The 26,258-nt window shown below is 45.2% G+C and carries 20 protein-coding genes; 10 read left to right on the top strand and 10 right to left on the bottom strand.

Annotation, left to right across the window (positions count from 1 at the left end):
• The first annotated feature begins 114 nt into the window (after positions 1-114).
• Genes R50345_RS25120 through R50345_RS32250 form a run of 3 tightly spaced genes read left to right on the top strand, consistent with a single transcriptional unit; the run spans position 115 to position 2,896 of the window.
• A complete protein-coding gene (locus R50345_RS25120; RefSeq protein ID WP_042130926.1) occupies positions 115-1,299 on the top strand; it encodes a copper amine oxidase N-terminal domain-containing protein in 1,185 nt (394 codons plus the stop codon).
• A gap of 20 nt (positions 1,300-1,319) precedes the next feature.
• Positions 1,320-2,759 carry a S41 family peptidase gene (locus R50345_RS25125; RefSeq protein ID WP_052414733.1) on the top strand — a complete coding sequence of 480 codons (1,440 nt, stop codon included), beginning with the start codon at positions 1,320-1,322 and terminating at the stop codon, positions 2,757-2,759.
• A gap of 11 nt (positions 2,760-2,770) precedes the next feature.
• The gene (locus R50345_RS32250) at positions 2,771-2,896 is read left to right on the top strand and encodes a hypothetical protein (protein ID WP_269321973.1); all 126 of its coding nucleotides are present in this window, start codon (positions 2,771-2,773) and stop codon (positions 2,894-2,896) included.
• Positions 2,897-2,993: 97 nt separating this feature from the next.
• Here R50345_RS32250 and R50345_RS30970 read toward each other — a convergent pair whose 3' ends face one another.
• Both R50345_RS30970 and lipA read right to left on the bottom strand, forming a co-directional pair.
• Positions 2,994-3,644 (bottom strand): YutD family protein, encoded by a 651-nt coding sequence (locus tag R50345_RS30970; protein ID WP_081954184.1) that lies wholly within the window; start codon positions 3,642-3,644, stop codon positions 2,994-2,996.
• A gap of 341 nt (positions 3,645-3,985) precedes the next feature.
• A complete protein-coding gene (gene lipA, locus R50345_RS25135; RefSeq protein WP_042130927.1) occupies positions 3,986-4,891 on the bottom strand; it encodes a lipoyl synthase in 906 nt (301 codons plus the stop codon).
• A gap of 294 nt (positions 4,892-5,185) precedes the next feature.
• Here lipA and R50345_RS25140 point away from each other — a divergent pair, with 294 nt between their 5' ends.
• Complete coding sequence (locus tag R50345_RS25140; protein ID WP_042132464.1) at positions 5,186-6,250, top strand: M23 family metallopeptidase; 1,065 nt, start codon at positions 5,186-5,188, stop codon at positions 6,248-6,250.
• Positions 6,251-6,429: 179 nt separating this feature from the next.
• Here the strand turns inward: R50345_RS25140 and R50345_RS25145 are convergent, their stop codons facing one another.
• Positions 6,430-8,130 carry an alpha-glycosidase gene (locus R50345_RS25145; RefSeq protein ID WP_042130928.1) on the bottom strand — a complete coding sequence of 567 codons (1,701 nt, stop codon included), beginning with the start codon at positions 8,128-8,130 and terminating at the stop codon, positions 6,430-6,432.
• Between the two features lie 121 nt (positions 8,131-8,251).
• Between R50345_RS25145 and R50345_RS25150 the strand changes: the two genes are divergently transcribed.
• A complete protein-coding gene (locus tag R50345_RS25150) occupies positions 8,252-9,283 on the top strand; it encodes a LacI family DNA-binding transcriptional regulator (RefSeq protein WP_042130929.1) in 1,032 nt (343 codons plus the stop codon).
• A gap of 377 nt (positions 9,284-9,660) precedes the next feature.
• Here the strand turns inward: R50345_RS25150 and R50345_RS25155 are convergent, their stop codons facing one another.
• From R50345_RS25155 to R50345_RS25170, 4 genes are all read right to left on the bottom strand, one after another.
• A complete protein-coding gene (locus R50345_RS25155) occupies positions 9,661-12,720 on the bottom strand; it encodes an alpha-amylase family glycosyl hydrolase (RefSeq protein ID WP_042130930.1) in 3,060 nt (1,019 codons plus the stop codon).
• A 263-nt stretch (positions 12,721-12,983) separates the two neighbouring features.
• Positions 12,984-13,649 carry an alpha/beta hydrolase gene (locus tag R50345_RS25160; protein WP_042130931.1) on the bottom strand — a complete coding sequence of 222 codons (666 nt, stop codon included), beginning with the start codon at positions 13,647-13,649 and terminating at the stop codon, positions 12,984-12,986.
• 150 nt (positions 13,650-13,799) lie between these two features.
• On the bottom strand, positions 13,800-14,381 hold the full coding sequence (locus R50345_RS25165; RefSeq protein WP_042130932.1) for a hypothetical protein: 582 nt from the start codon (positions 14,379-14,381) through the stop codon (positions 13,800-13,802).
• An 18-nt stretch (positions 14,382-14,399) separates the two neighbouring features.
• On the bottom strand, positions 14,400-14,936 hold the full coding sequence (locus R50345_RS25170; RefSeq protein WP_042130933.1) for a hypothetical protein: 537 nt from the start codon (positions 14,934-14,936) through the stop codon (positions 14,400-14,402).
• Between the two features lie 289 nt (positions 14,937-15,225).
• Between R50345_RS25170 and R50345_RS25175 the strand changes: the two genes are divergently transcribed.
• From R50345_RS25175 to R50345_RS30515, 5 genes are all read left to right on the top strand, one after another.
• Positions 15,226-15,411 (top strand): DUF6385 domain-containing protein, encoded by a 186-nt coding sequence (locus tag R50345_RS25175; protein ID WP_042130934.1) that lies wholly within the window; start codon positions 15,226-15,228, stop codon positions 15,409-15,411.
• Between the two features lie 127 nt (positions 15,412-15,538).
• Complete coding sequence (locus R50345_RS32090) at positions 15,539-17,278, top strand: DUF6385 domain-containing protein (protein WP_231573926.1); 1,740 nt, start codon at positions 15,539-15,541, stop codon at positions 17,276-17,278.
• Between the two features lie 150 nt (positions 17,279-17,428).
• Positions 17,429-19,471 (top strand): glycosyltransferase family 2 protein, encoded by a 2,043-nt coding sequence (locus R50345_RS25190; protein ID WP_042130935.1) that lies wholly within the window; start codon positions 17,429-17,431, stop codon positions 19,469-19,471.
• Positions 19,468-20,889, top strand: coding sequence for a tetratricopeptide repeat-containing glycosyltransferase family 2 protein (locus R50345_RS25195; RefSeq protein WP_042130936.1), 1,422 nt, complete (start codon positions 19,468-19,470; stop codon positions 20,887-20,889). Before R50345_RS25190 ends, R50345_RS25195 begins: the two co-directional genes overlap by 4 nt.
• A 41-nt stretch (positions 20,890-20,930) precedes the next feature.
• Positions 20,931-22,853 carry a glycosyltransferase gene (locus tag R50345_RS30515; protein WP_231573928.1) on the top strand — a complete coding sequence of 641 codons (1,923 nt, stop codon included), beginning with the start codon at positions 20,931-20,933 and terminating at the stop codon, positions 22,851-22,853.
• Between the two features lie 20 nt (positions 22,854-22,873).
• Here R50345_RS30515 and R50345_RS25205 read toward each other — a convergent pair whose 3' ends face one another.
• Genes R50345_RS25205 through R50345_RS25215 form a run of 3 tightly spaced genes read right to left on the bottom strand, consistent with a single transcriptional unit; the run spans position 22,874 to position 26,258 of the window.
• Entirely contained in the window at positions 22,874-23,608 is a 735-nt protein-coding gene (locus R50345_RS25205; protein WP_042130937.1) for a glycosyltransferase, read from the bottom strand.
• Complete coding sequence (locus R50345_RS25210; RefSeq protein WP_042130938.1) at positions 23,605-24,807, bottom strand: hypothetical protein; 1,203 nt, start codon at positions 24,805-24,807, stop codon at positions 23,605-23,607. The genes R50345_RS25205 and R50345_RS25210 overlap by 4 nt, the downstream gene beginning before the upstream one ends.
• Positions 24,804-26,258, bottom strand: coding sequence for a glycosyltransferase family 2 protein (locus tag R50345_RS25215; RefSeq protein WP_042130939.1), 1,455 nt, complete (start codon positions 26,256-26,258; stop codon positions 24,804-24,806). Before R50345_RS25215 ends, R50345_RS25210 begins: the two co-directional genes overlap by 4 nt.

Consider the following 26,258-nt stretch of genomic DNA (forward strand, 5'->3'; position numbering starts at 1 on the left):
GTATCTCCGGCTCTTTTGTGTGACAAAACTAACACCATTTGATAGACAGAGAGAGAAGTCAAATGGTATAATGAGGCTATTTTACAAAGAGTTACATAAAAGGAGAGAGTACTGTTGAAAAGATTATTATCCCTCTTTAGCATAAGTCTACTGGCCCTTATACTAGCGGTCCCGGCTTTTGCAGCTTCAAAACCGATTGACGTGTATATTAACGGGAGTAAGGTTTCCTTCACCGCTGGATCTCCATACTTAGCGAACAATTCTGTACTCGTACCTTTCCGGGTCGTCTTTGAGAAGCTTGGACTTCAAGTTCTCTGGGATGCCAAGACTGGAACCGTAACAGGTAAAAGTTCAAATCTTGCAATTACCCTCAAGATTGGCAGCAACCGCGCAACTGTTAACGGAACCGTTAAAAAATTAACGACCGCACCAGTCTCATCAGCTGGCACTACATACATCCCTTTGCGTTTTATCGCTGAGGCAACAGGAGGCACAGCCGTCTGGAATTCCACCAGTAGAAGTGTACAGATTACTACTCCTGTCTCCAAAGATAAGGACGAAGCAGCCATTACAGCATTAATCCGTTTATCTAATCAGTATTTCAATGAAGAAAAAGCGACTAGCTACTACTCCCTTATTGATTCGGATTCCTCTTACCCGGAATCAGTGGCAGAGCTCAATGAATCTTTTAAAGCTTTTGACATAAAGAATACTATTGATAGTTTGGAAATCCTCGACCTTAAAGCTGACGAAGCCACTGTGTATACGCTTGAAAGTTCTCGCAGAACAGGTGGGGCTTATACTCCAGATACAGAGGATGAATACGTATATACCCTGGTCCGCAAGAATGGAAGCTGGAAGATATCATCCGTGGAATCCCAAAGCTCGACCATTCTCCTTACTCGTGAACAAGCCCTAAAAACAGCAGCCAACATCCCTCAAAATGATGCCGATGCTATTAAAGGAACTATTACCAAGTATTATCAAGCAATGAACGAAGAGAATCTTACAGCAGTTCTTTCCACGATGACTTCATATGGTGAAGAATATGATTCTTCTCTCAAGGCAGATTTGGATGATTTCTTCACTTCGTACGATATTACCTATACTCCAGGCATTTCAAATGTCTATTTTTACAGTGCCAAAGAAGCAGCGATATATGTAGAAAGCAAAGACAAGGAAGCTAGTGAAGAGGAGACTTATGAGCAGGGCCTTATCTACATTCTATCCAAGTCGGATACCGGTGTATGGACAATCGATAACACATATAACGTCTACAATAAACTTGTGAAATCCTAATAAAAAGGGTGTTTGATTCCATGAAATCGAAAAAAGTAATAAGCGCACTGTTAACCAGCTGTCTGGCTTTATCTATTACATTTGCTCCTGTAGCCTCTGCTGCAGATGCCGTTCAAGCTTCTACAGACAACAGTGATCTTATTAATGAAGTAATGAAGCTATTAGAGAACTATAACCTTTCAGATGTAGATAAGAATACTTTGATTCGCGGAGCCATTGACGGCATGGTGAACACACTGGACGATCCATACAGCCAATACTTCAATTCCGAGGAAGCGGCGCAATTTGAACATGCGGTTGATCTCGAATACGTTGGCATCGGTGTTAAATTACAATATACGCCGACAGAGCTCTACATTGAAGAAATTTCTCCAGGTTCTCCTGCAGAAAAGGCAGGCTTGAAACGCGGAGATACGATTCTCAAAATTAACGGAATCCCCGTTGACGAAACGGATGATACCGAACTCAGTGGAGCCGCAGGCACCAAGGTCACCTTATTGATTCTCAGAAATGGCGTCTCTAAAAATTATGTTGTCACCCGAAATGAATTAAATTCGACTTCCGTTTTTGGAACCCTCATTGGACCGAAGATTGCTTATATTTCGCTCAGTGGTTTCACCCAGAATTCTGATGAAGAATTCGCTGCTATGCTGAAGAAGATGCGTGCAGCAGGAATGAAATCCATGGTGTTAGATTTACGTGATAACTTGGGTGGTTATATGGATTCGGCATACAACATTGCCACTAACTTTATGGATAAAGGCATTATGATGTATACCTCTGACCAAAGTGGCGCATTAACTCCTGTAACGATTACTAGTGGCAGCAAAATCGGTGTACCCGTCGTAATTCTAACCAACGAATATACTGCAAGTGCATCTGAAGCTCTTACTGGTGCCCTGCGTGACAACAAGCTGGCAACTGTCGTAGGCACTCGTTCTTACGGCAAAGCGCGTATTCAAAGCCTAATTAAGGTGTCTAATGGCGACATGCTGAAATTGACCACGCAGAAATATCTGACTCCTAAGAAAGAAGACTTTAATCATATCGGTCTTACACCGGATATTGAGGTTAAAGGCAAAACCGCACAGCTGATTACCGCCCTGCAGATTGCTGGAATGAAGACTTTAGAAGTCACCGGAGATCATCACATCTTAAATATCAATGGCGTTCCTTTTGCTGGTAATGTCGGTCTTGTGAAGCAGGGCGATAAAACTTATGCTTCTTCGCTTGTGCTGGCTGCACTTACCGAGGGTGAGGTCACATGGGATGCCAAGAATAAAAAGGTCATCGTAAAGAGCGGAGCAGGCAATTCCACTGGCTTTACGATTTCCTCCAAAGAGGCGCTATCCCAGAATGGTGAGACCTACATTGAATTAAATGCCTTTAAGAAGAAGTTCCCCGCACTTGTATGGAGTTACAATGCTACACTGAAGCAATTGAAATTATCTGTAAAATAATCCATAACGATATGAAAAGGCAGCAATTCTCCAGAGATGGAGGGATGCTGCCTTTATTGTTGTACAATATCCATTTCAAAAAAGCAAAAAACGCCTTTGGCGTCCCAATGGACGGTAGTCGTTTATGCGATAAATAAAAGGATAATGTATAGTGGAAACTTATACATTATCCCTATATTTAGAAAAAAGCTGTCTCACTCGTAGAAGTTCTCTACTTATGGTCAGCTTTCATCTTTAAGATTCTGAATTCTCTACGTTTTGTGCATTTTGGTTATTTTGAGGCTTCTGTGTGTTTTGTGTGTTTTGGGGCTTTTGAGATTGACCTTGTGGTGGTCTGCTTTGAAATTCCTTTTTGGACTTCTTCCCCTGCGAATCTTTACCCCGGTGATTTCGGCTTTGATGTTCTCTTAAAGGTCTTTCCTTAGCAGAAGTCATCTCTTTAAATGCAGCAGATGAATTCGAACCTGGCTTAGATGACGTTTCTTTAGAGGAGAACTCTTTATCTATAGCCGCTCCATCATGATCCTCAGCTTCTAGCTCCGAATCTTCTTCCTCACTCGGTTCTGGTATTTCTTTGATTAGAATATCTTTGAACATGCCTTCTTGTGGTATCTCTTTTAATTTATGCAACACAAAATATGCGCAGCCAAAATTGCAATATTCATTAATATAATCGACCATGCCAGAAATCGCTGTATCCCGATTCACCTTAGGGTGGTTATCTCGGTAAAAGCCTTTCAAGCGCAGCTGACTGTAACCCCAGTCACCGATAATATAGTCGTATCTTTCCAGCACTTCGCTATATCTTCCGCGAAACGCCTCCGGATTCCAACCATCCTTATGATCTAACATAAGTTCGTAGCCTTTTCCGCCTATAACGATCAAACCTTTTGCCGCCTGCCTTTCAAAGGAAAGTATTTTCGTTGATTATGCCGTCATTTCCGAGAAATATTGGGCTTTCGGTCGCTGTTGTTGATTAATTTCTTTTATTTGAACCGCATCAGCGGTTGAAATTAATCAACAGTGTATGCTTACGATGCTAGCTTTCCTTCGGAAAGCTTTCAGGCAAACGCTAACGCTCCTGCAGCTCCAACATTTCTCTCCAATGACTCAAATCAACGTTTTTTTATGTGTAACCTATGGGCTGAGTGTTTCAGAACGCTATCGCTCCTTCAACCCTCTTCTTAATAAAACCTTTTTGTGACTTTGTCACTATTTCAAAAAAATTAACGAGAAGAAACTGCGCGTTCCTCACGAGCTTGAGCTGCAGATTTTACCTGCTCATGCGCACGATAAGAGCTGCGAACAAGCGGGGCTGATTCCACATGGCTGAAGCCACGCTTTAGCCCCTCTTCCTTGAGCAGTGCGAATTCCTCCGGTGGATAATATTTCTCCACATTTAAATGCTTTGGAGAAGGCTGTAAGTATTGTCCTAAAGTCAATATATCACAATTTACGGCTCGTAAATCATCCATTGCTTGTAAAATTTCATCCCACTCTTCACCGACTCCAAGCATAATGCTTGATTTGGTAGGAATGTCCGGCTTCATCTCCTTGGCTCTACGTAGTAGCTCCAACGAACGGCGATACTTCGCTTTAGCCCGCACACGGTCTGACATCCGTTCCACCGTCTCAATATTATGGTTAAGAATGTCTGGATTACTGTTCATGACAATCTCTAGACTATTTCGTTCTCCCAGGAAATCTGGAATTAATACTTCAACACTACATAACGGAAGGCGTTTACGAATTGCCGCTACCGTTTCAGCAAAAATCTGGGCGCCACCATCCGCAAGATCATCACGGGCTACACTGGTCACCACGCAATGGCGAAGGTTCATTCCCTCTGCAGCTTCTGCTACACGTTCAGGCTCCTGAAGGTCCAGCTCTGTCGGCAGCCCTGTATTCACAGCGCAGAAACGGCATGCGCGAGTACATATATCACCAAGAATCATAAAGGTAGCCGTTCGATTGGCCCAGCATTCATAAATGTTCGGACATCTAGCTTCTTCACATACGGTATGTAAAGTTTTAGAACGCATCATGCTCTTGATTTCCTGATAGTTATCACCGGTAGTTAGCTTGATTCTAATCCAATCCGGCTTAGGCTGCTTTGCTGTTTTGTTCGTCAAAATAATAAACCCCGCTTCCTCCTGAATGTGATGCTGCAGATGAAAGATGCTGCCTCATATTATACCATGTGCGCTTTACAATTGCCTGTTTTTGTGAAATATGCAGGGCATATCAACTTCGATTCCGGCAGAGTATTTACTGGTACCTTTAGACAAGAACGGATAAAAAGTAGCTTTTTGCTTCAATCTATAATAAAAGCTTTATCCGAAGTGCCTACATTCAATTCTACGCCCGGACAAAAGGAGGCTGTTATCTTGCTGGCCCTATTTAAGAATACTAATAACCGGAGAACGATGTTGTGTCTGTCCGCGGCCGCTATCCTTTGGGGTGGTTTAGGCCTTCCCGTTCCGGCAGCTGCAGTACAGGCTACAGTCCAACCGGTGGAAAGCAGCGGCGATCCCGTTAATGCTAGCAAGGAATCCATCTGGACTGCACGTAGAGGGATTTATGATCAAATGAGTGCAGCCACTGGAATTCCTTGGTTTAGATTCGCCGCCATTGATCAATATGAACGCACCATCGCCAAAAAAGGGTCCTCGGACAAGCCCGTCACTAACCGTCTTACAGGAATCATGATTCCAGCACCCGTATGGTCCGGCCCACTCAACCCGGATCAAGAGGATACTTCCCCGGAATCCATTACCTTCTTTAACGGCTTTGGACGTGATGGCTCAGGAGACGGAATCGCTGATCCAAAGAATGATGCTGATGTTCTTTATAGTATGGCTAAACACTTACAGAAATATGGTGATTCAGCTAGTGATTTCAGTATCGGTATTTGGGAGTATTATCACAATGGCCGTGCCTCTCAGCGCATAGCTCAGTTCGCCAAGCTCTATGAGCATTTTGGGCGGCTTGACCTGTCAGGTAATGCTTTTCCGCTTCCCTTAAGTAATTCCTATTCTTACCGTAGCACTTGGGGAACTGGCAGAAGCTGGGGGGGAGCACGTATCCACGAGGGGACTGACCTCTTTGCACCACAAGGCATGCCGGTACGCAGCACCTGCTTTGGCTTAGTGGAAACTAAAGGCTGGAACCGCTATGGTGGCTGGCGAATTGGAATTCGCGATATCGAAAATCGTTACCATTATTACGCTCACTTATCCGGATACAACAAATCCATTTCACGTGGAGATATTGTCTCACCGGGGGAAATCATTGGCTGGGTAGGCAGCTCAGGCTACGGTAATCCAGGAACACAAGGGAAATTCCCGCCACATCTACATTTTGGTATCTACCGTGACCGTGGGATTACTGAATGGGCTTTTGACCCTTTTCCGTTGTTAAAACAATGGGAAAATCAGGAGTATAGAGACCTAAAGAACAAAAATAAAAAAAGTGCCACACACAAGGAATAACGCCTTCAGCGTCCCTAAAGGACGGTAGGCGTTATTCGAGAAATATAAGGATAATGTATAGCGTGAAGCTTATACTTTCTTATATTTTTATATAGAAACGGCTTCGACATCCTTTTGAGGTGACATCCGTTTCTTAATGAACAATAAGGCCCCTTCTTTGGAAGAGGCCTTATACTATTTTAATACAACATTAAACAGCCAAACGGTTCAATGCTCACTGTAAGCTTGTTAGTATTTTTAAAAGTAGCTCCTGACAATAGATCAGTTAACACATTTTTATCCGAACGATATGCACTAAGCTCAAGCTCAAACGCATTCGGAGAATTATTGATAATTAACCCTATTTTTTCTTGACCCACACCCCGGATATAACCGAGGACATTACGAACTTCATCTGTGAACCAAGGACGGAACGTGCCTCTTCTTAGAATATCACAGCTTTTTCTTAAAAAAATCAGTTCTTGATACCATTTCAAAAGCGCTGTATCCTGAGTTTGCTCTTGCCATACCATAGCTTTTCTACAGTGAGGGTCCGTAGCTCCTTCCATTCCAACCTCATCCCCATAATAGATCATCGGAATACCGATATAGGTCATCTGAAAAAAAACTGCCAACCTCATTCGTTGAATTGCGGTACCCACCCGATCCCAGCCACGTCCCCCTTCCTTACATGCTGTAAGAAAGCGAAGTGTATCATGACTGCCAAGCAACTGAAACATAGCTGAATTCGCCTGGTCATTATACAACGCCTCCTGATGGAGTAATTGCTCCATAAAGCGATCTGCCCCCGTTGTCTGCTCTGCAAAAAATTCCAGCACGGCATCCCGAAGAACATAATTCATGCCACCATCAAATTGATCTCCTCTAAGCCAAGGCCCAGAAGCATGCATGATCTCTCCGATGAGTAGGATCTCAGGATATTCAGACTTAAGCTCTTGCCGGAAGCGAGACCAAAAAGCCGGGTTGACCTCGTTCGCTACATCTAAACGCCAGCCGTCGATCTCTGTTTCACGAATCCAATACTTAGCAACATTAATCATATAATCAGCCGTCTCGGGATGATCCATATTCAGCTTTGGCATATGCGCTTCAGCTTTGGCGAATGTCTCATAATTCGGTGCGGGCGTCTGTACAACTGGATAGGAACGAATAAAGAACCAGTCTTTATACAGGGACTGCTCGCCTTTTTCCATTACATCCTTAAAAGCAAAAAATTGATCTCCCGAGTGATTAAACACAGCATCCAGAATGACCTTAATTCCATGACGATGCGCCTCACTGACCAGCGCCTTTAATCCGTCTGTATCCCCAAATGCAGGGTCGATTTTATAGTAGTCAGAGGTGTTATATTTATGCTCTGAAGGAGACTCAAATACAGGCGTCATGTAAATAGTATTTACACCAAGTTGCTGCAGATAGGGTATTTTGTCCGAAATGCCCTTTAGAGTTCCACCATTATAGCTATTAGGATAAATTTGATAGGTCACCGCATCCTTACTCCATGAAGGTAACTTCAAAGCCTCAGAACGGTGAAGGTATGCATATTGAAAAGAGCCTGCACGCTCCCGATTCTCCGACGCCCCCCTCTCTCCATACCAAACATACTGCCCTGCTGCATTCGCTAAATGAAATAGATATCTGCATCTTCTAGTGCTAGTGTGAATTATTGCTTCATGAATATCATAAATACCAGCCGACCCAATCCGCTCCATCTGCAAAGGAACTTCTTGTCCCGGAGAATCATAACGATCCGAGTGGATTACGGTACAGGATAATTGCTGTCCAGCTTGCGTAAATAGTCTGAGCTTAAGGGTCCCTGTACCTACAGGGTAGGCAAATGGATCTTCACTTGTATGATATATAAACCATGATTGAGGCATAACTTATAAACTCCTTCTATACTTTTATCGTTCTATCTATCGGTTCATTCATCATTAGAGAGACTGCTAAATTTGTGTTATTATGGTTACAAATACCGTTTTCAAGTTATGAGGGACGACGATGAAAGTAACAATCTCTGATATTGCCAAAGCAGCCAATGTGGCCAAATCGACTGTATCTAAAGTACTAAATGATTCCCCGAAAATATCACAGGAAACGAAACACAAGGTACGAGAGATTATGAAGCAAATGAACTACACACCTAGCAGTATCGCTACTGGATTAGCCAGACAAAGCAGCTACAATATTGGCCTACTGGTCGATATGTCTAAAGAAAGTGAGTTTCTAAACCAATTTTTTTACAACATTATTGGTGGAATCGAGAGCGTAATTGCACCTTTAAAATACGAGCTGACCATTTCCAACGTGCAACATAGCAGTCCAGAAGGCCATTTTCTAAATAGGCTTGTGTTTAGTAAACGTGTCGACGGAATTATTGCCAACAATTCTGTACTGACAGAAGCACTATCTGAAGAACTGAATCGACTGGAGTTTCCTTACATCTCCATTGGAGAGATTATAGCCCCCGGAAGCTGGGTTGATTTTGATAATGAAGCAGGCGGCAGCATGCTGACGGAGCATCTCGTAGAACAGGGTTATTCAAAAATAGCCTTCATAGGCGGACAGCAGCAGGAAAAAATTTATACCCATCGCCTAGGTGGATACTTAAGAGCGTTACAGCAGACAGACCTTACCGTTCACCAGAAATGGATCATCAACTGCAAGGCTGATGAACATGACAGCTATCATGCTGCGCTTGAGCTTCTGCAGCGTGAGGAACGGCCAGACTCTGTAGTGTGTATGAACAGCTATGTAGCCTTTGGGGTGCTTCAAGCCGCAAAAGCACTCGGAATTGATGTTCCATCAGAACTCGGCATCGCCGCTTTCGATGAATATCCGCTATCCCGTTATACAACACCTCCTTTAACTTCCCTTAATATTGATACGTTCAAGCTGGGTGTATCTTCAGGCCAGCTGCTGATGGAGCGCATTCGGAGCAATGATATGCCCCACAAGCATTCGCTACTAGAGCCAGAACTAATCCCTCGTGAATCAACGATGAGAATCAAATTCTCTGGAGGTACTTCGTAATTATTCTGCTTAGAGAGAATGAATAGATGGATTAAACTCGTTCGAGACCGAATCACCGGAACTTAATGCAATTCAATTGAATTTAATGGGGCTTGAATAGGGTTGATTGCATTTGATGCAATAGAATTCGTTGTAAAACGGATCAGATTCAATTCTATTGCACTATGTGCAGTCAACTCTCAGTAAATCGTCTAAAAACAGCGATCCACCTGAATTCTATTGCACATAGTACAGTAGATTCATTCTTCCAGTTCTAATAGAGAGATTCTATTGCACTATTTGCAATGAAAGAGCTTCATCTGCTTACTAAGGAGCGGCTCCCGTGAGGGGCCGCTCCTTAGCTTGTGAAAGGTATTATGATTCAGTTGACTAGCAGCTTATAGATCTTTCCAACGCTGCACGGTTAGATTCACTGTTTGTGCGCCGCCTGCAGGAGTAAGCGCTCGATTGGAAATGTCCGAGCCGTTCGAGTTTACCTCCACATTAGTCCAAGCGCCCCGCGTAAACTTATATTGCACCGCTGTTCCTGCTGGCAAGCTCAGCGTGATGGAGTATACCCCATCACTACCTTTGGTCAGTTGATAAGCTGGATCCGCCGCATTCCAGCTGTTGAAGGTACCGGTGAGGTACACAGGTCCGCTCGCCGGAGTAGACGATGGAACATTTACACGGAACGTCACACTGTCTGCTTGAGGTTCCCCTGCGCTGATACTTCCGTTCACCAGACTCCAGGTTCCAGCAGCAAAATGATAATTACTGCTGCCATTGTTATCCCATGTACCACTGCCATTATTAAAGGCTGCGGTCAGTCCCGCTGCAGTGCCTAGCTGAATTGTGATCGACTTGTATCCTGGGAAAGAAGAAGCTTGAAGCTGTTCACCAGGTGCCGTCGTCCAGACTGTCGCTCCATCTAGCTTGTAATGAATGTACGAGCTGCTATATGCCGTATTCTTATAATAGATCGTTGCGGTGTTACCAGTCGGTGTTGCCGTTGGCGTTGGAGTGACTGTCGGTGTCGGCGTTGGTGTCACTGTTGGTGTTGGTGTTACCGTTGGTGTCACTGTTGGTGTTGGTGTTACCGTTGGTGTTGGTGTCGGTGTTGGTGTTACCGTTGGTGTTGGTGTCGGTGTTGGTGTTACCGTTGGTGTTGGTGTCGGTGTTACCGTTGGTGTTGGTGTCGGTGTTACCGTTGGTGTTGGTGTTGGTGTTGGTGTTACTGGTCCACCCGACGTGATACTTCCAGTCGGCGTATAAGTCCATGTTCCTGTACCGAATAGATAGTTGCTGCCCCCGTTACTGTCCCATGTGCCACTGCCGTTGTTAAAGCATGCTTCAAGCTGGCTGGCGGAGCCGATATTAATCGTTATTTTGTTGTATCCGGCTACATCAGATACAGGTATAGCCACACCCGGAGATGTCGTCCATGTACCTCCTACTGGGCGATAATGAATATAAGGCGAGGTATAACCTTGCTTATAGTAAATCGTGACACTGTTCCCTGCCGGTGTTGTAATAGACGCAATCGCACTAAGAAGAGATAGATTGCCTGCGGCATCAAATGCTTTTACCGTGTAGTTATAGGTAGTGCTAGCGGATAAACCATTATCCGTATAGGAAGTAGTTGCCGTTGTGCCTACCTTGACACCGTTACGATAAACTTCATATCCAGTTACGCCCACATTATCGGTAGAAGCTGTCCAGCTGATCAAAGCGCTAGATGCATTCTGAACCGTTGCGGTTACGTTGGTTGGAGTAGTTGGAGGAACCGTTTCTGATGGTTGTTGTTGTTTCGCATAGATTTTGGCTGAATTGGCACCTACAGTTACAGTAATTTGCTTTCCAGTTACTCCGCCTGATTGTACAGTCACTGTATCTGCAGTATTCAATTGGTTATATAAAACTGTACCTACGGTTAATGAGCTCTCAGCGCGCAATGGAATAGTTACTGTTTGCGAACCGTTTGATTGATTACTGAATACGGAGATTGCTTCTTGGCCTTGATTCGTTCCAGTGTCGATGCGGCGTGAGAAGGCATATAAGTTCTGTGCAGCCCACATTTCACGTTGTGTACCTGTACGTAGTGCTGGATTATTTTTACGAATCTCATTAAGTTTGGCTACGTGCTTGTAGGTGCTGGCATTTTCATTAAAATAGTTCTCAATCACGTTTCCGCTTGCATCCCGTTTCACCATAGACCAGCGGTTCCAAGTATCAGCAATACCACCCGTCATAATCTGACTGTTGCCATTGCCTTTGTTCTGCTCTGTTCCTTGGAAGACAACCGGTGTTCCACGAACTGTAAAAATAAAGGTTAAAGCATTCTGCAGCTTATCAACGCTTCCACCAGCTTCCGTTAGAAAACGATTGCGGTCATGATTGTCGATAAAGGTTACCATGTGATTGGCATTCCCGTTGTAGTAGGAATCCTGTGCCAAGGTGCTTTTGATATTGGACTCAAAAGACTGTCCATAAGCAAAGCTGTTAAGCACGGAGAAGAACATTGGGAAATCGAGCATGCCCCATTCCTTGTTGTTTCCAACCCAACGTGAAACAAATTCAGCATTTCCGTCGAAATTCTCGCCAAAGGTATTAACGCCCAGATAATTTTGTAGTTCACCAATATCTGTTGGCTTCATCAGCTTGGCAGCATCCACACGCGCACCGTCAGCGCCCGTATAATCAAACCAGCCTTTGATTGAATCGAATATCGCCTGCTTAGCCGCAGGAACATCGAAATCAATGTCATCTAACCCGCCCAAATCATGATTCTCTAAGTAATCCTGTGCCCACTGATCATATCTCCCATCCGCTAGAGACCAGTTAATATCTCCATTATGGTGGTACCATGCTGGATTATTGAACGGAGCCACTGGCTGCAATGATGGGATATCATAATAGGCTTGGGTACCAAGCATATAATCGCCTACGTGGTTTGGCACAACGTCAATTACTACTTTGATGCCAAGCGCATGTGCGGAATCCACAAGCTCCTTCAGCTTCTCCTTAGTACCGAAGTACGGATTGGCAGCGTTAGGGTTCTTAACGTTGTATCCGTGATAGGCTGTATTTTTACCGGTACCGTTGTTTTCCCGATTAGTCATCTGTGGCTCAGCCACTGGGGAAATCCAAATCGCGGTATAACCCATATTTTTAATATATGATAGCTTGTCGATAATCCCCTGCCAGTCTCCGCCTTTCATATAACGGAAATCTTCCTCAGAGTTTTCTCCATAGCGAATTGCCGCACCAGTAGCATTGTTGGAAGTGTCTCCATCATTAAATCGGTCAACCATAATCTGATAAATCGTGTCATTCTCATTAATTGTGCCGATGCTGGCCGCTTCAGCCTTTTGCGGTGTTAAGACAAACAAGTTAATCACGGTAGAAAGAAGAATAGATGTAATTAGAACGGGTACATACCATAACCTACGTTTCATTGCGTGCATCTCCCTCTCTTATTAAAGCGTATTCATAACACTCTAAAACCTACAACCTTGATTAAAACCAAGCCCGCCCAGTGATGTCTCTAATGTTTTTAACGTCTTTAACACAAAAAACAAATAATTTTAGGGAAACCGGTTTCCCAACTAAAAATTACCATGATTGTGAATACGTTGTCAAGCTATAAAAATTTAAACTTCAAAAGAAAAAGAGCCTCCTTAATCGGGGCTCTTTAGGATTAATTATTCACCTTTTATGCTCAGCTTCCCACACTTTGTATAAAATGTAGTACTTCGTTCATGATCCGGTCCTTATCTTCACAATGACAAACCATATGACCACTGTTATCCACCATCAGTACCTGTTTTTGAGTGGTAGGGATTGTATGCTGCAAATAGTCTGCGCTTCTAGTCTTCACCAGATGATCTCGTTTTCCCTGCACAATTAGAGTTGGAGTCTCAATATGCGGATAGATTGAAAAACTCTCTCGGACCAGTCGTTGAAACTCTCTCGTCGCCTTTGGGGGCGTTGAAGTGAATTTATTAATATACGTTTTTAGCATGGAAAAGCTCGCAAGCGTCTTAAGGATCTCCACGGGATTGAGCGGAAATACGGGAGTGGACAATAAAGTAAGAGATTTGATCCAGGGTTTATACCGTACAGAAAGATGAGAAGCAATAAGCGCACCGGTTGAAAATCCGATCAGATGAACGCCCTCATCCGTCTTTAGCAGCTCTGTCAATTCATCTTCAGCACTCTGCTGCCAATCATGTCGATCTGAATGCAGAAGATCATTCCTGCTCCCTCCATGCCCTTTCAGGGTAAATGTTCTGGAACGGTAATTATGCTGCTCCATAAACTGGGACAAGGGAGAGATTTCATGCTCACCTCCGGTAAAGCCATGAATAAATAAACAACTTTCCATAATTGTCCCTCTTTTCACATTCCAATCTGAATTACAGTTTTATTGTATAATGCCAATCCCCTTAATTTTCTATACATTCCATATATTTATGTAAAACCTTAACCTAGTGATGTCAAGGTTCAGCTCTGTCAAAGGCTCAAAGCAAGAACTCTATTGTTCCCACCAAAGAAGACCCAGTACTGAGGTAATCGTTAAACCTACAGCGGAGCTGGATGAGGTTACGTTAGCACAAATAGCAGTCCCCGGTGGAACAATGATGCTGCCCGTAAAGTTCTGTGTAAACGCCCCCGGTGCCAATTGATAATTGAAAAGCGTCGTCCCCCCGCTAATAGCTGCCGTGGAAGACTGAACGGTCATCGCACTCGTGGCTACGCTGCCCAAATTATTATTCGTTGGCGTCAAGGTTGTAGGGGAAGTTACCGTCCCACCTTTTACAATTGTAAAGCTTCCCGACATTGCCGATAGCAGAGAAGAACCGCCGATACTGCCGCTTATACGTGAGATATAAACAGTTTTCCCACTGCCGACAGCATTACTAATCCGAATAGAGGTGATTGCAGAAATAAGACTAAGCACGACCAAGCTTGAAGCGGAGGCGTTGGTAGAATACAAGACGGCAGCCTGCGAAGCGCTTATTTCAGGCGGTGCGCTAATGTCTGGAGATTGGAAGGTATTCACCATATCCACAAAAAGAGGTTGATCGTTGTCATTAAATACAAATTGATTAGGCATAATTATCCCCTCCTGTTTCTAATATTCCCACCAGCTGATAGATGTCGTCGCTGCTGAAGACCCCGATGCAATCGTTATGGAAGTAGTGATGGAATTTCCGGGAGGAACAACAATTTGTCCTGTAAAATCAACAATGACCGGGCCGACCGCGAGCAATAGAGATACTAGCGTGGCCGGACTTCCAGTAGGCGCAGCAGCTGAGGTTCTAGCAGTCATAACACTAGTTAACGCACTGCCAAAATTATAATTAATCGGCGTGACGGTAGTTCCGGTGACCGTAGCGTTCCGAAGTAGTGATAAAGTAACAGCCGCCGTCGCTGAGCTAGCAGTAACACGTGATACATACAATGTGCGTCCGCTTCCTCCCGGATTACTAATCTGAATAACTAACGGCGCCGCCGTCGTTACTGTAGAAGTAAATGGGATTCCAAACAATAACCCCGCTTTAGCCGCTCCCCCCTCAGGAGCTGAATCTATACCAGGTGCGACATACGTGTTGACTTGTTCTGTAAAAAGCGGCTGGCTGCTCTGATTGAATACTGAGTCGTTCGGCATGAGATATCCTCCCCGTACTTAAGCTTACTCTCATTTTATGCCGCTCTCTGTAACAGGTTGTGGGAATGTGCGTTTTTTTGCTTTTCCAGCCCAATCACCCCCTATTTCCCACCATATATTAATATCACACCATTCGAATGGCTAAGGATTGTCCCTATCGGTTTGCGGCTTATTAGGCTGCGTTTTTTAGGCTCAAGGTTCAAACGACGGTTTGGGCCTTTTTATGGATAGAGTTCCAGGATACCCATTGGAGGTGAAATGAAGTCCATAACAGCCCGGAGCTTAAAAAGTGCAGCAAAATAAAATAGAAAAAGACGGAACTAAAACGATGATCTCTTATGCAGTTAAGAATCAGGGAGATCACCCTGCTAGTGTCCGTCTGAAGAACCGCCCGAATCGTTTTGATTGTTTTATAGATTTAGCAGAGACTGCGGCTTCAAAAAAAATGAGAGTGCTAGTGCTGAACCGATTCTAAAAGTAATAACTCGAATCTCCGCCTCCACGCTACATTCAAAGGGTATTGGCAAGCAATATTGTGTGTATACGTCCAAGCCCAGTCTTTAGGTATAACTTAATCATTTACAAGGAAGGGACGAGGAACTTTGCCTAACTATAGCTCTTTTCAAGCGAATCCTGATAATCTACGAACGCTTATATTCGGACGGGATGCTTCGCTGATTGATCATCCGCTCACTACAGATCCAAGCGGAAATCTAACAACGATTATCCTAGATGGTACGATTTCCAGCGTGCTTGGCGCTACGATCACCGCGGGTACTTTGTCCTCCGCAGGTACAGTTACCAACATCCTTAACGGTACCATTACTAGCGTGCTCGGAGCCACAATTACTGCGGGTACTTTGTCCTCCGCAGGTACAGTTACTAACATCCTTAACGGGACTATTACTAGCGTGCTTGGGGCTACGATCACTGCGGGTACTTTGTCCTCCGCAGGTACAATTACTAACATCCTTGAGGGCACTATTACTAACGTGCTTGGCGCTACAATCACTGCGGGTACAATCACTAGTGTGCTTGGGGCGACCATAACAGCAGGTACGTTATCATCCGCAGGTACAGTTACAAACATCTTAAACGGCACTATCACCAGCGTGCTCGGCGCTACGATTACTGCGGGTACTTTATCCTCCGCAGGTACAATTACTAACATCCTTGAGGGCACTATTACTAACGTGCTTGGGGCGACCATAACGGCAGGTACGTTATCATCCGCAGGTACAGTTACCAACATCCTTAACGGCACCATCACCAGCGTGCTCGGCGCTACAATTACTGCGGGTACTTTATCCTCCGCAGGTACAATTACTAACATTCTCGAAGGCACCATCACCAGTGTACTTGGTGCTACAATTACTGCGGGTACTTTATCCTCCGCAGGTACAATTACTAACATTCTCGAAGGCACCATCACCAGTGTACTTGGTGCTACAATTACTGCGGGTACTTTATCCTCCGCAGGTACAATTACTAACATTCTCGAAGGCACCATCACCAGCGTGCTCGGCGCTACAATTACTGCGGGTACTTTATCCTCCGCAGGTACAATTACTAACATTCTCGAAGGCACCATCACCAGTGTACTCGGCGCTACAATCACTGCGGGTACAATCACCAGTGTGCTTGGTGCTACAATCACTGCGGGTACTTTGTCCTCCGCAGGTACAGTTACCAACATCCTTAACGGGACTATTACTAGCGTGCTCGGCGCTACGATCACTGCGGGTACTTTATCCTCCGCAGGTACAGTTACCAACATCCTTAACGGTACCATCACCAGTGTGCTTGGTGCTACAATCACTGCGGGTACTTTGTCCTCCGCAGGTACAGTTACCAACATCCTTAACGGGACTATTACTAGCGTGCTCGGCGCTACGATCACTGCGGGTACTTTGTCCTCCGCAGGTACAGTTACCAACATCCTCAACGGTACCATCACCAGCGTGCTTGGCGCTACGATTACTGCCGGTACACTAAGTAGTGTCACCTCTATTTCACAACGCAGCTTTATTGAACAGTCGACTACAGGCATTACGACTGCTAATACCTATACGCCTTTGCCAGCTGTTACTACGAGTGTGCTAGGAACGTATTCCTTCTTCATCAATAATACTGGGGCAAATCCAGTCAACACACGTGTAGAAATCAGTGCGGATGGAACAAATTATTTCGTCGATACAACGGGAGATAATCCTTTAGCAGCAGGTTCTGTCGATGTCATAGTACCAGCCAGATTCCTGAAATATACCCGCCTATCCTACCAATCAGCGAATTCAGGCTCTGCATCCACGATCAATGTAAGTTTCAATGCTCAGGGCACGTAATCCAGATGACAATCATATGTTGTAACAAGAAAAAGTACATGGATATCCATGTACTTTTTCTTTGACTATAAGGACGCCGAAAATCGTTTATATTACAGCAGATCTACATATGTGCAACAAACACATAATGCCTTCCAAGGAGGAACAACCGTGAATAATATTACGCTTGGCGTCCACCTCATCGTAAAAGATGAAGCTGATCTCCTGTCCCACTGTCTCGCAAGCGTAGCTGGTGTTGACGAAATTGTGATGATCGATACGGGTTCTACCGACGAATCCATAGCTATAGCCGAAGCACACGGGGCTAGAGTCTTCCAACGCGATTGGACAGATGATTTTGCTGCAGCTCGTAATGAAGGGCTCGTTCATGCCTCAACGAATTGGATTCTAGTCCTAGATGCCGATGAGTGCCTGCGAAACCCACTTACAGAACTTCGCAGCCTCCTGCAGAACACACAAGCTCAGGCTTTTACAGTAAACATTGATAATTGGGTAGGCGTACTACCCGAAGATAAGGTAAAGCACAGTGCTGTTCGCTTATTCCGAAATGGACAGGGTTATCGTTATAGTGGAAGAATTCATGAGGGCATTGATACTTCAATCCTAAGCAAACATAACCTCTCAGCGATTGAACACAGTCAGCTTGAAATTATTCATTTTGGATATTTGCCTGAAATCATGGCACGAAAAGATAAAATCAACCGAAATAGGCACCTGCTGCAATTAGCTTTATCCGAATATCCAGCAGACCCATTCCACTCCTACAATTTGTCAGTAAACTACTGCCAGGACGGTCAACTTCAGGAAGCGGAGACCTTGCTTCGTCAAACGCTCCAGCATGTAGAACTTGAAGCCTCCTATCGACCTACGATGATTAGAGATCTCTGTAAAATTTATCATGCTCAAGGAAAAACAATTGCGATTGATCCCTTACTCATGGTGGAACTGGAGCGTTATGACGACTATCCTGATCTGCATTTTTTGTTAGGTCAATCTTTGGAGCGCCAGGGACTTTTGGAGCGTGCGCTATTAGCCTATCAACGTGCAGAGTCCATTCCTGAACATGAGGGACTTAGCGAAAAATATGTATGTGAGCAAGGAATGAGCACCTTTCGTCCGCTATACCATATGGGTTTAATTTCACAGCGGCTTGGACTTCAGGAAGATGCTGCGAGGTTTTTTCATCGTGCACTTCAACACCATGCTTTATATACGCCCGCCTTGCAGGGGATAGCTGCTGCTTTTCAACACCTAGCTGTACCCGATGAGGAAATAGCCACATTACTGATCCAACTCGTCCCGCCAACAACTCCAGCCAGTAGATCCGCGATCATCGACAGTTTATATCAGATAAATGCTTATGAGACTATTAGCACCTTATCCCGAGATGTTTTTCCATTGGAATTGGATACTGCAAAAGGGATCATCTCTTCACTCATCATCACCGGTAAACTGGAAGAAGCATGTACGGCTATAAGACAGATGATCTCACTTGCTTCCCAAGGTAACCATAGTTCAGAGTATCAAAAGCAGTGGTATACCCTTTGGGCCATTTGCCAATGGGAGCAATTTGGGGAATTCAAAAACGACCTGCTCATTCATACATCAGGTGAACTTCGTTCTGGACTGGAATACATTGCACGATGCCAACGACAACAAGAGGCATGTCCAATAGAAATAGAGGTAGATCACTTATATGCCTCACTCCTTTCAGACCTCATCGGGCAATCCGTAAAGCTGCATCAGCTCACACTTAGTCATACTTTAGTAGACCTGTTCCCTGCTTATCGATCTGAATTTGCCACAGCATTATATAAAGAAGGGAATTGGCAGGCCGCAGGAGAGGAATTTATTGTACTTGTTCGTGATAAGACCGCCGATGCAAGCGTGCTTTTTTATATTGGTGAGATGATCTTTGACAAAGGGCATTATTCCGAAGCCAGTGAATGGTTTCAGCAAGCACTGGAACAAGAGCCTGAGCATGAATCCGCAAGGATCGGCTTATCCCTCTGTTACCTTCAGCAAGCGAAGCTGAGTATGGAGGATGCTCTACAAAGCTTAAACGATCCCCCTGTTCATGGCCCGTTGCAGGAAGATATCAGAGCTATTCGTAAATCGATTTTCTTGCTGAATCGTACACCTTGGCACACAAAGTGGAGCTTCCTTCAGAGCGAAGGGAGGTCATCCCTATGAACCGTTCAAGAAAAAAGCCGTTAATTTCCTTATGTATGATCGTTAAGAACGAAGGAGACCACTTGAGTCAATGTTTAAAAAGCGTACGCGGAGTCGTTGATGAGATCATTGTAGTCGATACCGGATCCACCGACTCTACCGTTCAAATTGCTCTTAGCTTCGGTGCTAACGTCATACACCACCCTTGGAGCGGCGACTTTGCCGCTGCCCGCAACGCAGGTCTTCAGCAGGCCCATGGACAATGGATTCTCGTTCTAGACGGAGATGAGGAACTGAGTGAGGAGAGCAAAGGAGAACTGCTGCTTTGCGCTGAGCATATGGAGTACGAAGCGTTTTTTCTACGCATTCATAATCATAAAGGGCTAACCGCCGCTTCACAGACGATCACCGTCAACCCGATTATTCGGATGTTCCGTAATCGCCCTAAGTACCGTTTTAGCGGGATCATCCACGAACAGATTGCTGAGGCCATCATAACAGCTACCCCCCAGGCACCGATGCATTTGACCACCATAATCATCCATCATTATGGTTACGCAGAAGGGGTAGTGGTCAAAAAGGATAAAATCAAACGAAATGTCGAGCTGCTACAAGAACAGCTAAGGCTAAATCCTAAGGATCCTTTTCACCATTTTAATATGGCCGTGGAGTATATGCGTCTTGGAGAGTATCAACCTGCTCTAAAACATATCCAACAAGCACTAGAAGAGGCACCGCCTGATACAAGTTACATCCACCTGCTGCACAAATATGAAATTCGCTCGCTTGCAGAATTAAAAGATTACCCTGGGGCACTTGCAGCCTGTGATCGTGGAATTAACGCACATCCAGATTATCCAGACTTAGCTCATATCAAAGGGGCTCTACTCTTACAATTAGGTGCCTTTGCAGAAGCCAAAGTAGCGTTGCTACAAGCGCTGGTCATCGGAGCTGCTCCTCCCGGCTACCATACTGAGGCTGGATTCGGTTCATATTTAACCTATTATATGCTGGGTCAATTATGTGAAGAGATGGGTGATGAGACCGAAGCCATTGCTTGTTACACCAAAACCGCACAGCTTCATCCCGAACCGACTCCCGTCATTGCACGGCTGCTGAGAGCCATGAAGTGTGCAGGTCGCGACAGTGAGATCTATGGTTGGTTCCACGCTCATCTAACAGATTACACACTGACTAAGAACAGGATTCTCCTAGAATTGTTACAGAGTGAGGGATGTAACGAAGCAGCCGCACAGCTGATAAATACCATGGAGCAACCCATAGCTAAAGAAGCAGCCTTTACTCAAGCTTCTCAACAGGGACGTTCACAGATTTTGTCAGCTGATCGTCTGCTTGCTTCACTGTCCTCTTCAGCTATCTACTCTCCAGCGGTCAAAAGAGTACGCCTCGCTCTTCCGTTTCCCAAAGTTTCAGAATAGGAGGGATGTTTCCCATGACCACCCCCGATATTACACTTTGTATGATCGTTAAGAATGAGGCGAACTATCTGGAGAAATGCCTGTCCTCTGTGCAAGGGATCGTGTCCGAAATTATCATCGTGGATACCGGGTCTGAGGATAATAGCAAAGACATCGCGCTTAAGTTTGGTGCAAAGCTTATCGATATGCCTTGGGAGAATGATTTTTCGAAAGCACGAAATCTAAGTCTGAAGCATGCAACTTCCCCCTGGATTCTGGTACTTGATGCAGATGAGGCTGTAGGTCATTGGAACAAGGAGCAGCTCCAGCACCTGCTGGGCGCAGCGCATATTCACGGTTATTGGCTGCCCATTATCCACTATATCGGTGATGCCCCTGAAGCGGATTTTGTTACCGATCATGTCTGTCGCTTGTTCAGAAACGATAAAAGAATCATCTTTCGTGGAATCATTCATGAGGAAACAGCTAGCAGCATTTGGGAGCTTTCTGAGGGGGAGATAGCTTTTGCTGAATTGCATATTTATCACTATGGTTATTTAGAGGATGAATTACAGCGCAAAAAAAAATACCAGCGTAATTTAGCTCTCATCAACAGTGGTCTGCAGCTTCAACCGAACCATCTAATTCTTCGTTATGCACTAGGGGCAGAGTATTATCAACAGGAACAATATCATGCAGCGGCAGATGTACTTCTCCCATTGCTTGCTGATGTTCCGACCCAATCCGGGTATGCCTCCGATATTTATCTAAAGACTGCCTATGCGTTACAACGATGTAACAGGCAGCAGGAATCTGAAGAGATCTTTCATGCGGGGAGCTTATTGTTTCCCGACTTCACTGATTTATTAGAAGGCTATGCCGCTTTGTTACTCGAACAAAATCAGCTCGGTAAAGCTAGACACTTCCTGCAGCAAGCGCTGAAGAGCGGAGATACAGCATATCGATATCCTTCTTCTTCGGGAAGCGGAACATATCGAACAAAACTACTGGCAGGCAGAGTGTGCGAGAAGTTATTTCTATATTTAAACGCGCGGAAACACTACGAGGCCGCTATACAATTCAAACCAAATTATACGGATGCGTGGAAACAGCTTGTCCCGCTAAGTCTGCTCTCTGGAGAGCGGTTAAGTTTGATCGCATTGACCCGCTGTCATATTCATGCCCTATCACCGATTACCTTAGGTTACCTTGTGCCTGCAGCGCTCAATGCTCGTGACTTTGAATGGTTGAACACGCTCTCTATTGCTTCACAGCTGCCGCTTGCCGTTCAAACCATTGTGCAAACTTACCTTGTATGTACACAACAGCAAGACGGCTATCACACACTCGCACCGCTGGAACAGCTGCTTCACGATCCATCTGTCCTATCCGAACGTTCATCTATACTCGGTTATCTCTGGGCCTTGTCTTGCCGTGCTGGAGATACTGAATCAGCCATGCAGTGGCTTGTCTCCATATTGCCATACAGACCGGAGATGTTATCGATTCATCATATTTTAACAGGTCTTTCTGGCATTAAGCCCTCTCTTCCTGAACTGAGCTATGCTATACAATTGCTGCTTCAGGTCGGCGCTTGGGATAGTGTATTAACGCTTTATCGACAATCAGGCAGTTCTTCCTTTCAATGGTGCAAGCTGCCGCAGTCCCTATACTATGGATTGCTTGAAGCTCCTATCCCCGTAAAGAAACAGTGGTGCTGGATCTACGTTAGTCAAAACCCTCAATATAATACCTCGACGGACTGCGCCGAATGGCTATTATACATGGCAATAGCTTGCTCCTGTGGGGAAACGCCAAAGATCGCCCTATTAGATGAAATGGCTTTGCGCAAGATCGGGGGAACTACCGCTGCAGTGGGTCTCTCCTACTACAAGCTCATACTCGCGGCAAAAGCTTATCCCCATGGAATAACTACAGGTCAAATCCCATGGGGGCTCCTTGTCAGATCTGCCAGTCAGATTTAATCAACTGGCAGATTCGGATTTCAGAGCTCTTCCTTCCATTCAACCAAATGGGGCTGCTCATCTAGAATGGACTGGTATTGCTCCAGACTCCCCCAACGCCCTTCTGGATCAAGCTCCAGATAACGCGAATATTTACGATGAAGCTCTTCCGGCGAAACAGCCCACCCATAATGCTTCACACGTAATTCGGCAAGAAAGCCCGGCAATACAGAGTAGGAAAGCGGGAGCCTAGGCACATGATGATCCATTTTAGGGAAAAAGTAATGAAAATTCGGCAAATATCGGACAAGTGTACGAGTATGCTTCGTATGGATATTCCAATGTTCATCTTCACGATAATGGGTGGTGCCCCCCCAGAAATCAAATAGCCGGAAAGATACCCAGTCATACACATCCTGATCAATCAGCCGTCTCATCTCCCGTTTGGCTGCCTCTTCATAGAATTCATCAGCGTCCACAGACAGGAGCCAATCCGGATTCGTAGATACTGCCAAATTCCATAACGTCTGCCTTAACTGCCACTCACGATTAAATAAGGAGGTTTCCAGTGTCACAAGCTTCGTAACCTTGGCAAAAGAACGACAAAGCTGTGCTGTATTATCTGTACTTCCATCATCTACAATCACAATATCATCCACGAACTCGCTTAGTTCTTCAAGCACCTGCTCCAGATATCTGCCTGCTTCATTTCGAACCTGCATCATAGCCGTCAAGCGGTTACCTGCTGTTTTGCGGAGAGGCCATCTATGACTCATCCCTCCACTCTCCTTTTCAATCGTCTTATAGCCTCTTCTAGATCCGCCATCTCTGATAACAGCGGCCATGCCTGATTGTCTTGCCCTGCCGCATTCAAGAAGCTGCGTATAGCCTCATGTCTTCTGCCATGTAGCAAGTGTATTGTGCCATCTATAACCCCATCAACACTTCCCTCTAATTCTTGCTGAAGCTCTAGTGCTTTTTCCCATTGGAAGGTCCGAATATAATTTCGAATCAATAACAGCTTTGCCTCTGAGGTAGGAAGCGAGCTTAAAATCCGTATTGCCGCAGCCTCATCCTCATTCAAGCGGAACAGCTCTGCTCGAACAAGTTCGTACTGCCCAGAGTGAAGCCAGCCCAGCAGCCTTTCCGCCTCCAGCTTCTCCTCAGCAGTAAACGCAGTAATCGTGTACTGTTGAACGGCTGTTTCCAAATCCCCCGTCTTACCCTCTATAGCCGAAAAAAAACGGAAATGCGAATGAAGACAATCTAAATATTCATATAACACCATGAGCTCAAAGGACTGCGCCAGATAACGGTTAGCTGCGGCATCCCCCAACAAGTAGAGATAGGAAGCTGCCAAGTAATGTACAACAGGTTGACTGGGTAACTTAGCACACATGGAAATGTAATAGTCCGCCCGCAACTCAAGCTGCATAGTAATCCAATCAGCAGATGACATAGATGAATCCTGCCACAAGTTCACTATGGCCTTCCTCCACAGCACCTCATAATCCGTGAGAAAATACAGCCGATCTCCCTGAAAGGTAACTCCGTAGGATTCCTGTTGATCCCCGCCGAGATAGATTACACCTTCCCTGCGTAGGCTCTGCTCTAGATATATTCGCTCGGATCGGGTGGCTGCAAGGTCGGCCTTTGCGCCTAGCAAACCGCTGTATTTTTCCCATAACCACTTATTTTCTTCTTCCGGACAACGTTCTAGCAGGGCCACTACATAGGCTGCCTGCAAGGAGAGAACCTCTGAAAGCCAATAAGGAGAAGAGACAAGAATCGTGTAATGCTTCATGTTCAGAGAATAAATATTTACAGCTGCAACTGCCTGGATCTGGCTATTAGTCTGCTGCTCAAGAGTCATCCGTCCAACAAAGCAGACCTCTTCCCGGTCGGGAAGAAGCTCTAGCAATCTTTTATATTCGTAATCCTCCCAAGAACCTCCGCTTAGAATTAGATATTTCATGGGTGTGCCTCCTTGGAATCGGACAAATCCCCAATATAGCCTGTTACCAGAGAGGCATTAGGGTGAAGCAGCAATTGACGGGAAGTAAACTTCCTATTGCTAATCATCCCTGGCACAATCCCTCCTTTGTAAGCAACACGTTCAAGTGGTAGAGTGAGCGCCGAATCTCCCCCTGCAAGCAAATGAACCCCAGCTTCCTCCATTTCAGTCGATAAACTTACGATCAGATCAGCGGAGCCTTGGGTTATGGCCTTCACCACCCGCTCAATATAACGTTTCTCATAATGGATAGAAGTGGACAAATACAGAATGATCTCACTCTCATATAATGCAGCTGCGTTCTTTAATGCCCGTAGCCATGCGTCCTCACCGCGAACTGTAATCACTACATCATGTTCACTAGCCGGAAACTCAGGAGCAGCGTCCACCAAAGTGTCTCTGATCCAAATCCAGCGAATATGCTTGTAGCTCTGCTGCTCCCGTGCAGCTATCCATTGCTCCTTCAGCTCATCAAAATCCCAAGCTTCATCACCATACACTATGGCCGTTACCAAAGGAGAAGCTAAGGGTAGCCTGCCCAATGGTATAACCGGCTGAGGAATTTTTAAGGATTCAGCAGGCGGTACTAAATGTCCTTCGTTCTCTCCCCCGCTTTCAAGTGCCCATTTCTTGTAGTATGTCTGCCAGCCATCCGTCTGTTTAGATTCGTCCTTATTTCTCAGGTATCTATCCAGTGACTGAATAGCATGAACATACACAGCTTCACTCAGAGCCAGTTTCGCTCCAATCTGCCGCGCTCTAAGACACCAGTCAGCTATCATGAGATGCCGCGCTTGAAGCGAAGTGTCAAAGCCGCCAATTCGCTGAATCAATTCCTTAGTGAATAGAAGACAAGATCCGGTTAGCACTTCCATCTCGCGCCATTCTCCTTGATACCGCCCAAGACTGTAGCTTACATGCTCGGCAAATTCATGATGAGTACCAAAGTGAAGCCGTTTCTTCCCTTCCCCCCTCTCGGTAGAAGAACGCGGGGCAATGACTCTAACAGAAGCATCATCAAAGTGAGTCCACAGTAACTCACTTAACCAGCCCGGAGATACCATTATCGAATCTTCAACCAGAACAGCAAAATCGGTCTCGATATGGGCCAGAGCTAGGTTAGGCATATACTCCTCCTTCTCATAGGGTAGGAAGATCACTGGCTCCTCCGGTGAGAACTGTCCTGCTAATACCTCCATGGGGAAATCGGGGGTCATTGAAACAGCAATAATACGCACATCGGCTCCTGAATGAAGCAGCAGCAAGGGCAAACAGACCGTGGCACATTCCATACGGCTAAGCTCAACTACAATAGAAATCCCGTCATGACTAGGCAAGGGGAGAAGTCCGGCACGTTCTAGGAAACCATATCTCCCCGCCAAGCGTTCCACATTCAGCGATTCATGTGACAT

Origin of the sequence: Paenibacillus sp. FSL R5-0345 (genome assembly GCF_000758585.1) — a bacterium.
Taxonomy (GTDB): Bacteria; Bacillota; Bacilli; order Paenibacillales; family Paenibacillaceae; genus Paenibacillus_AQ.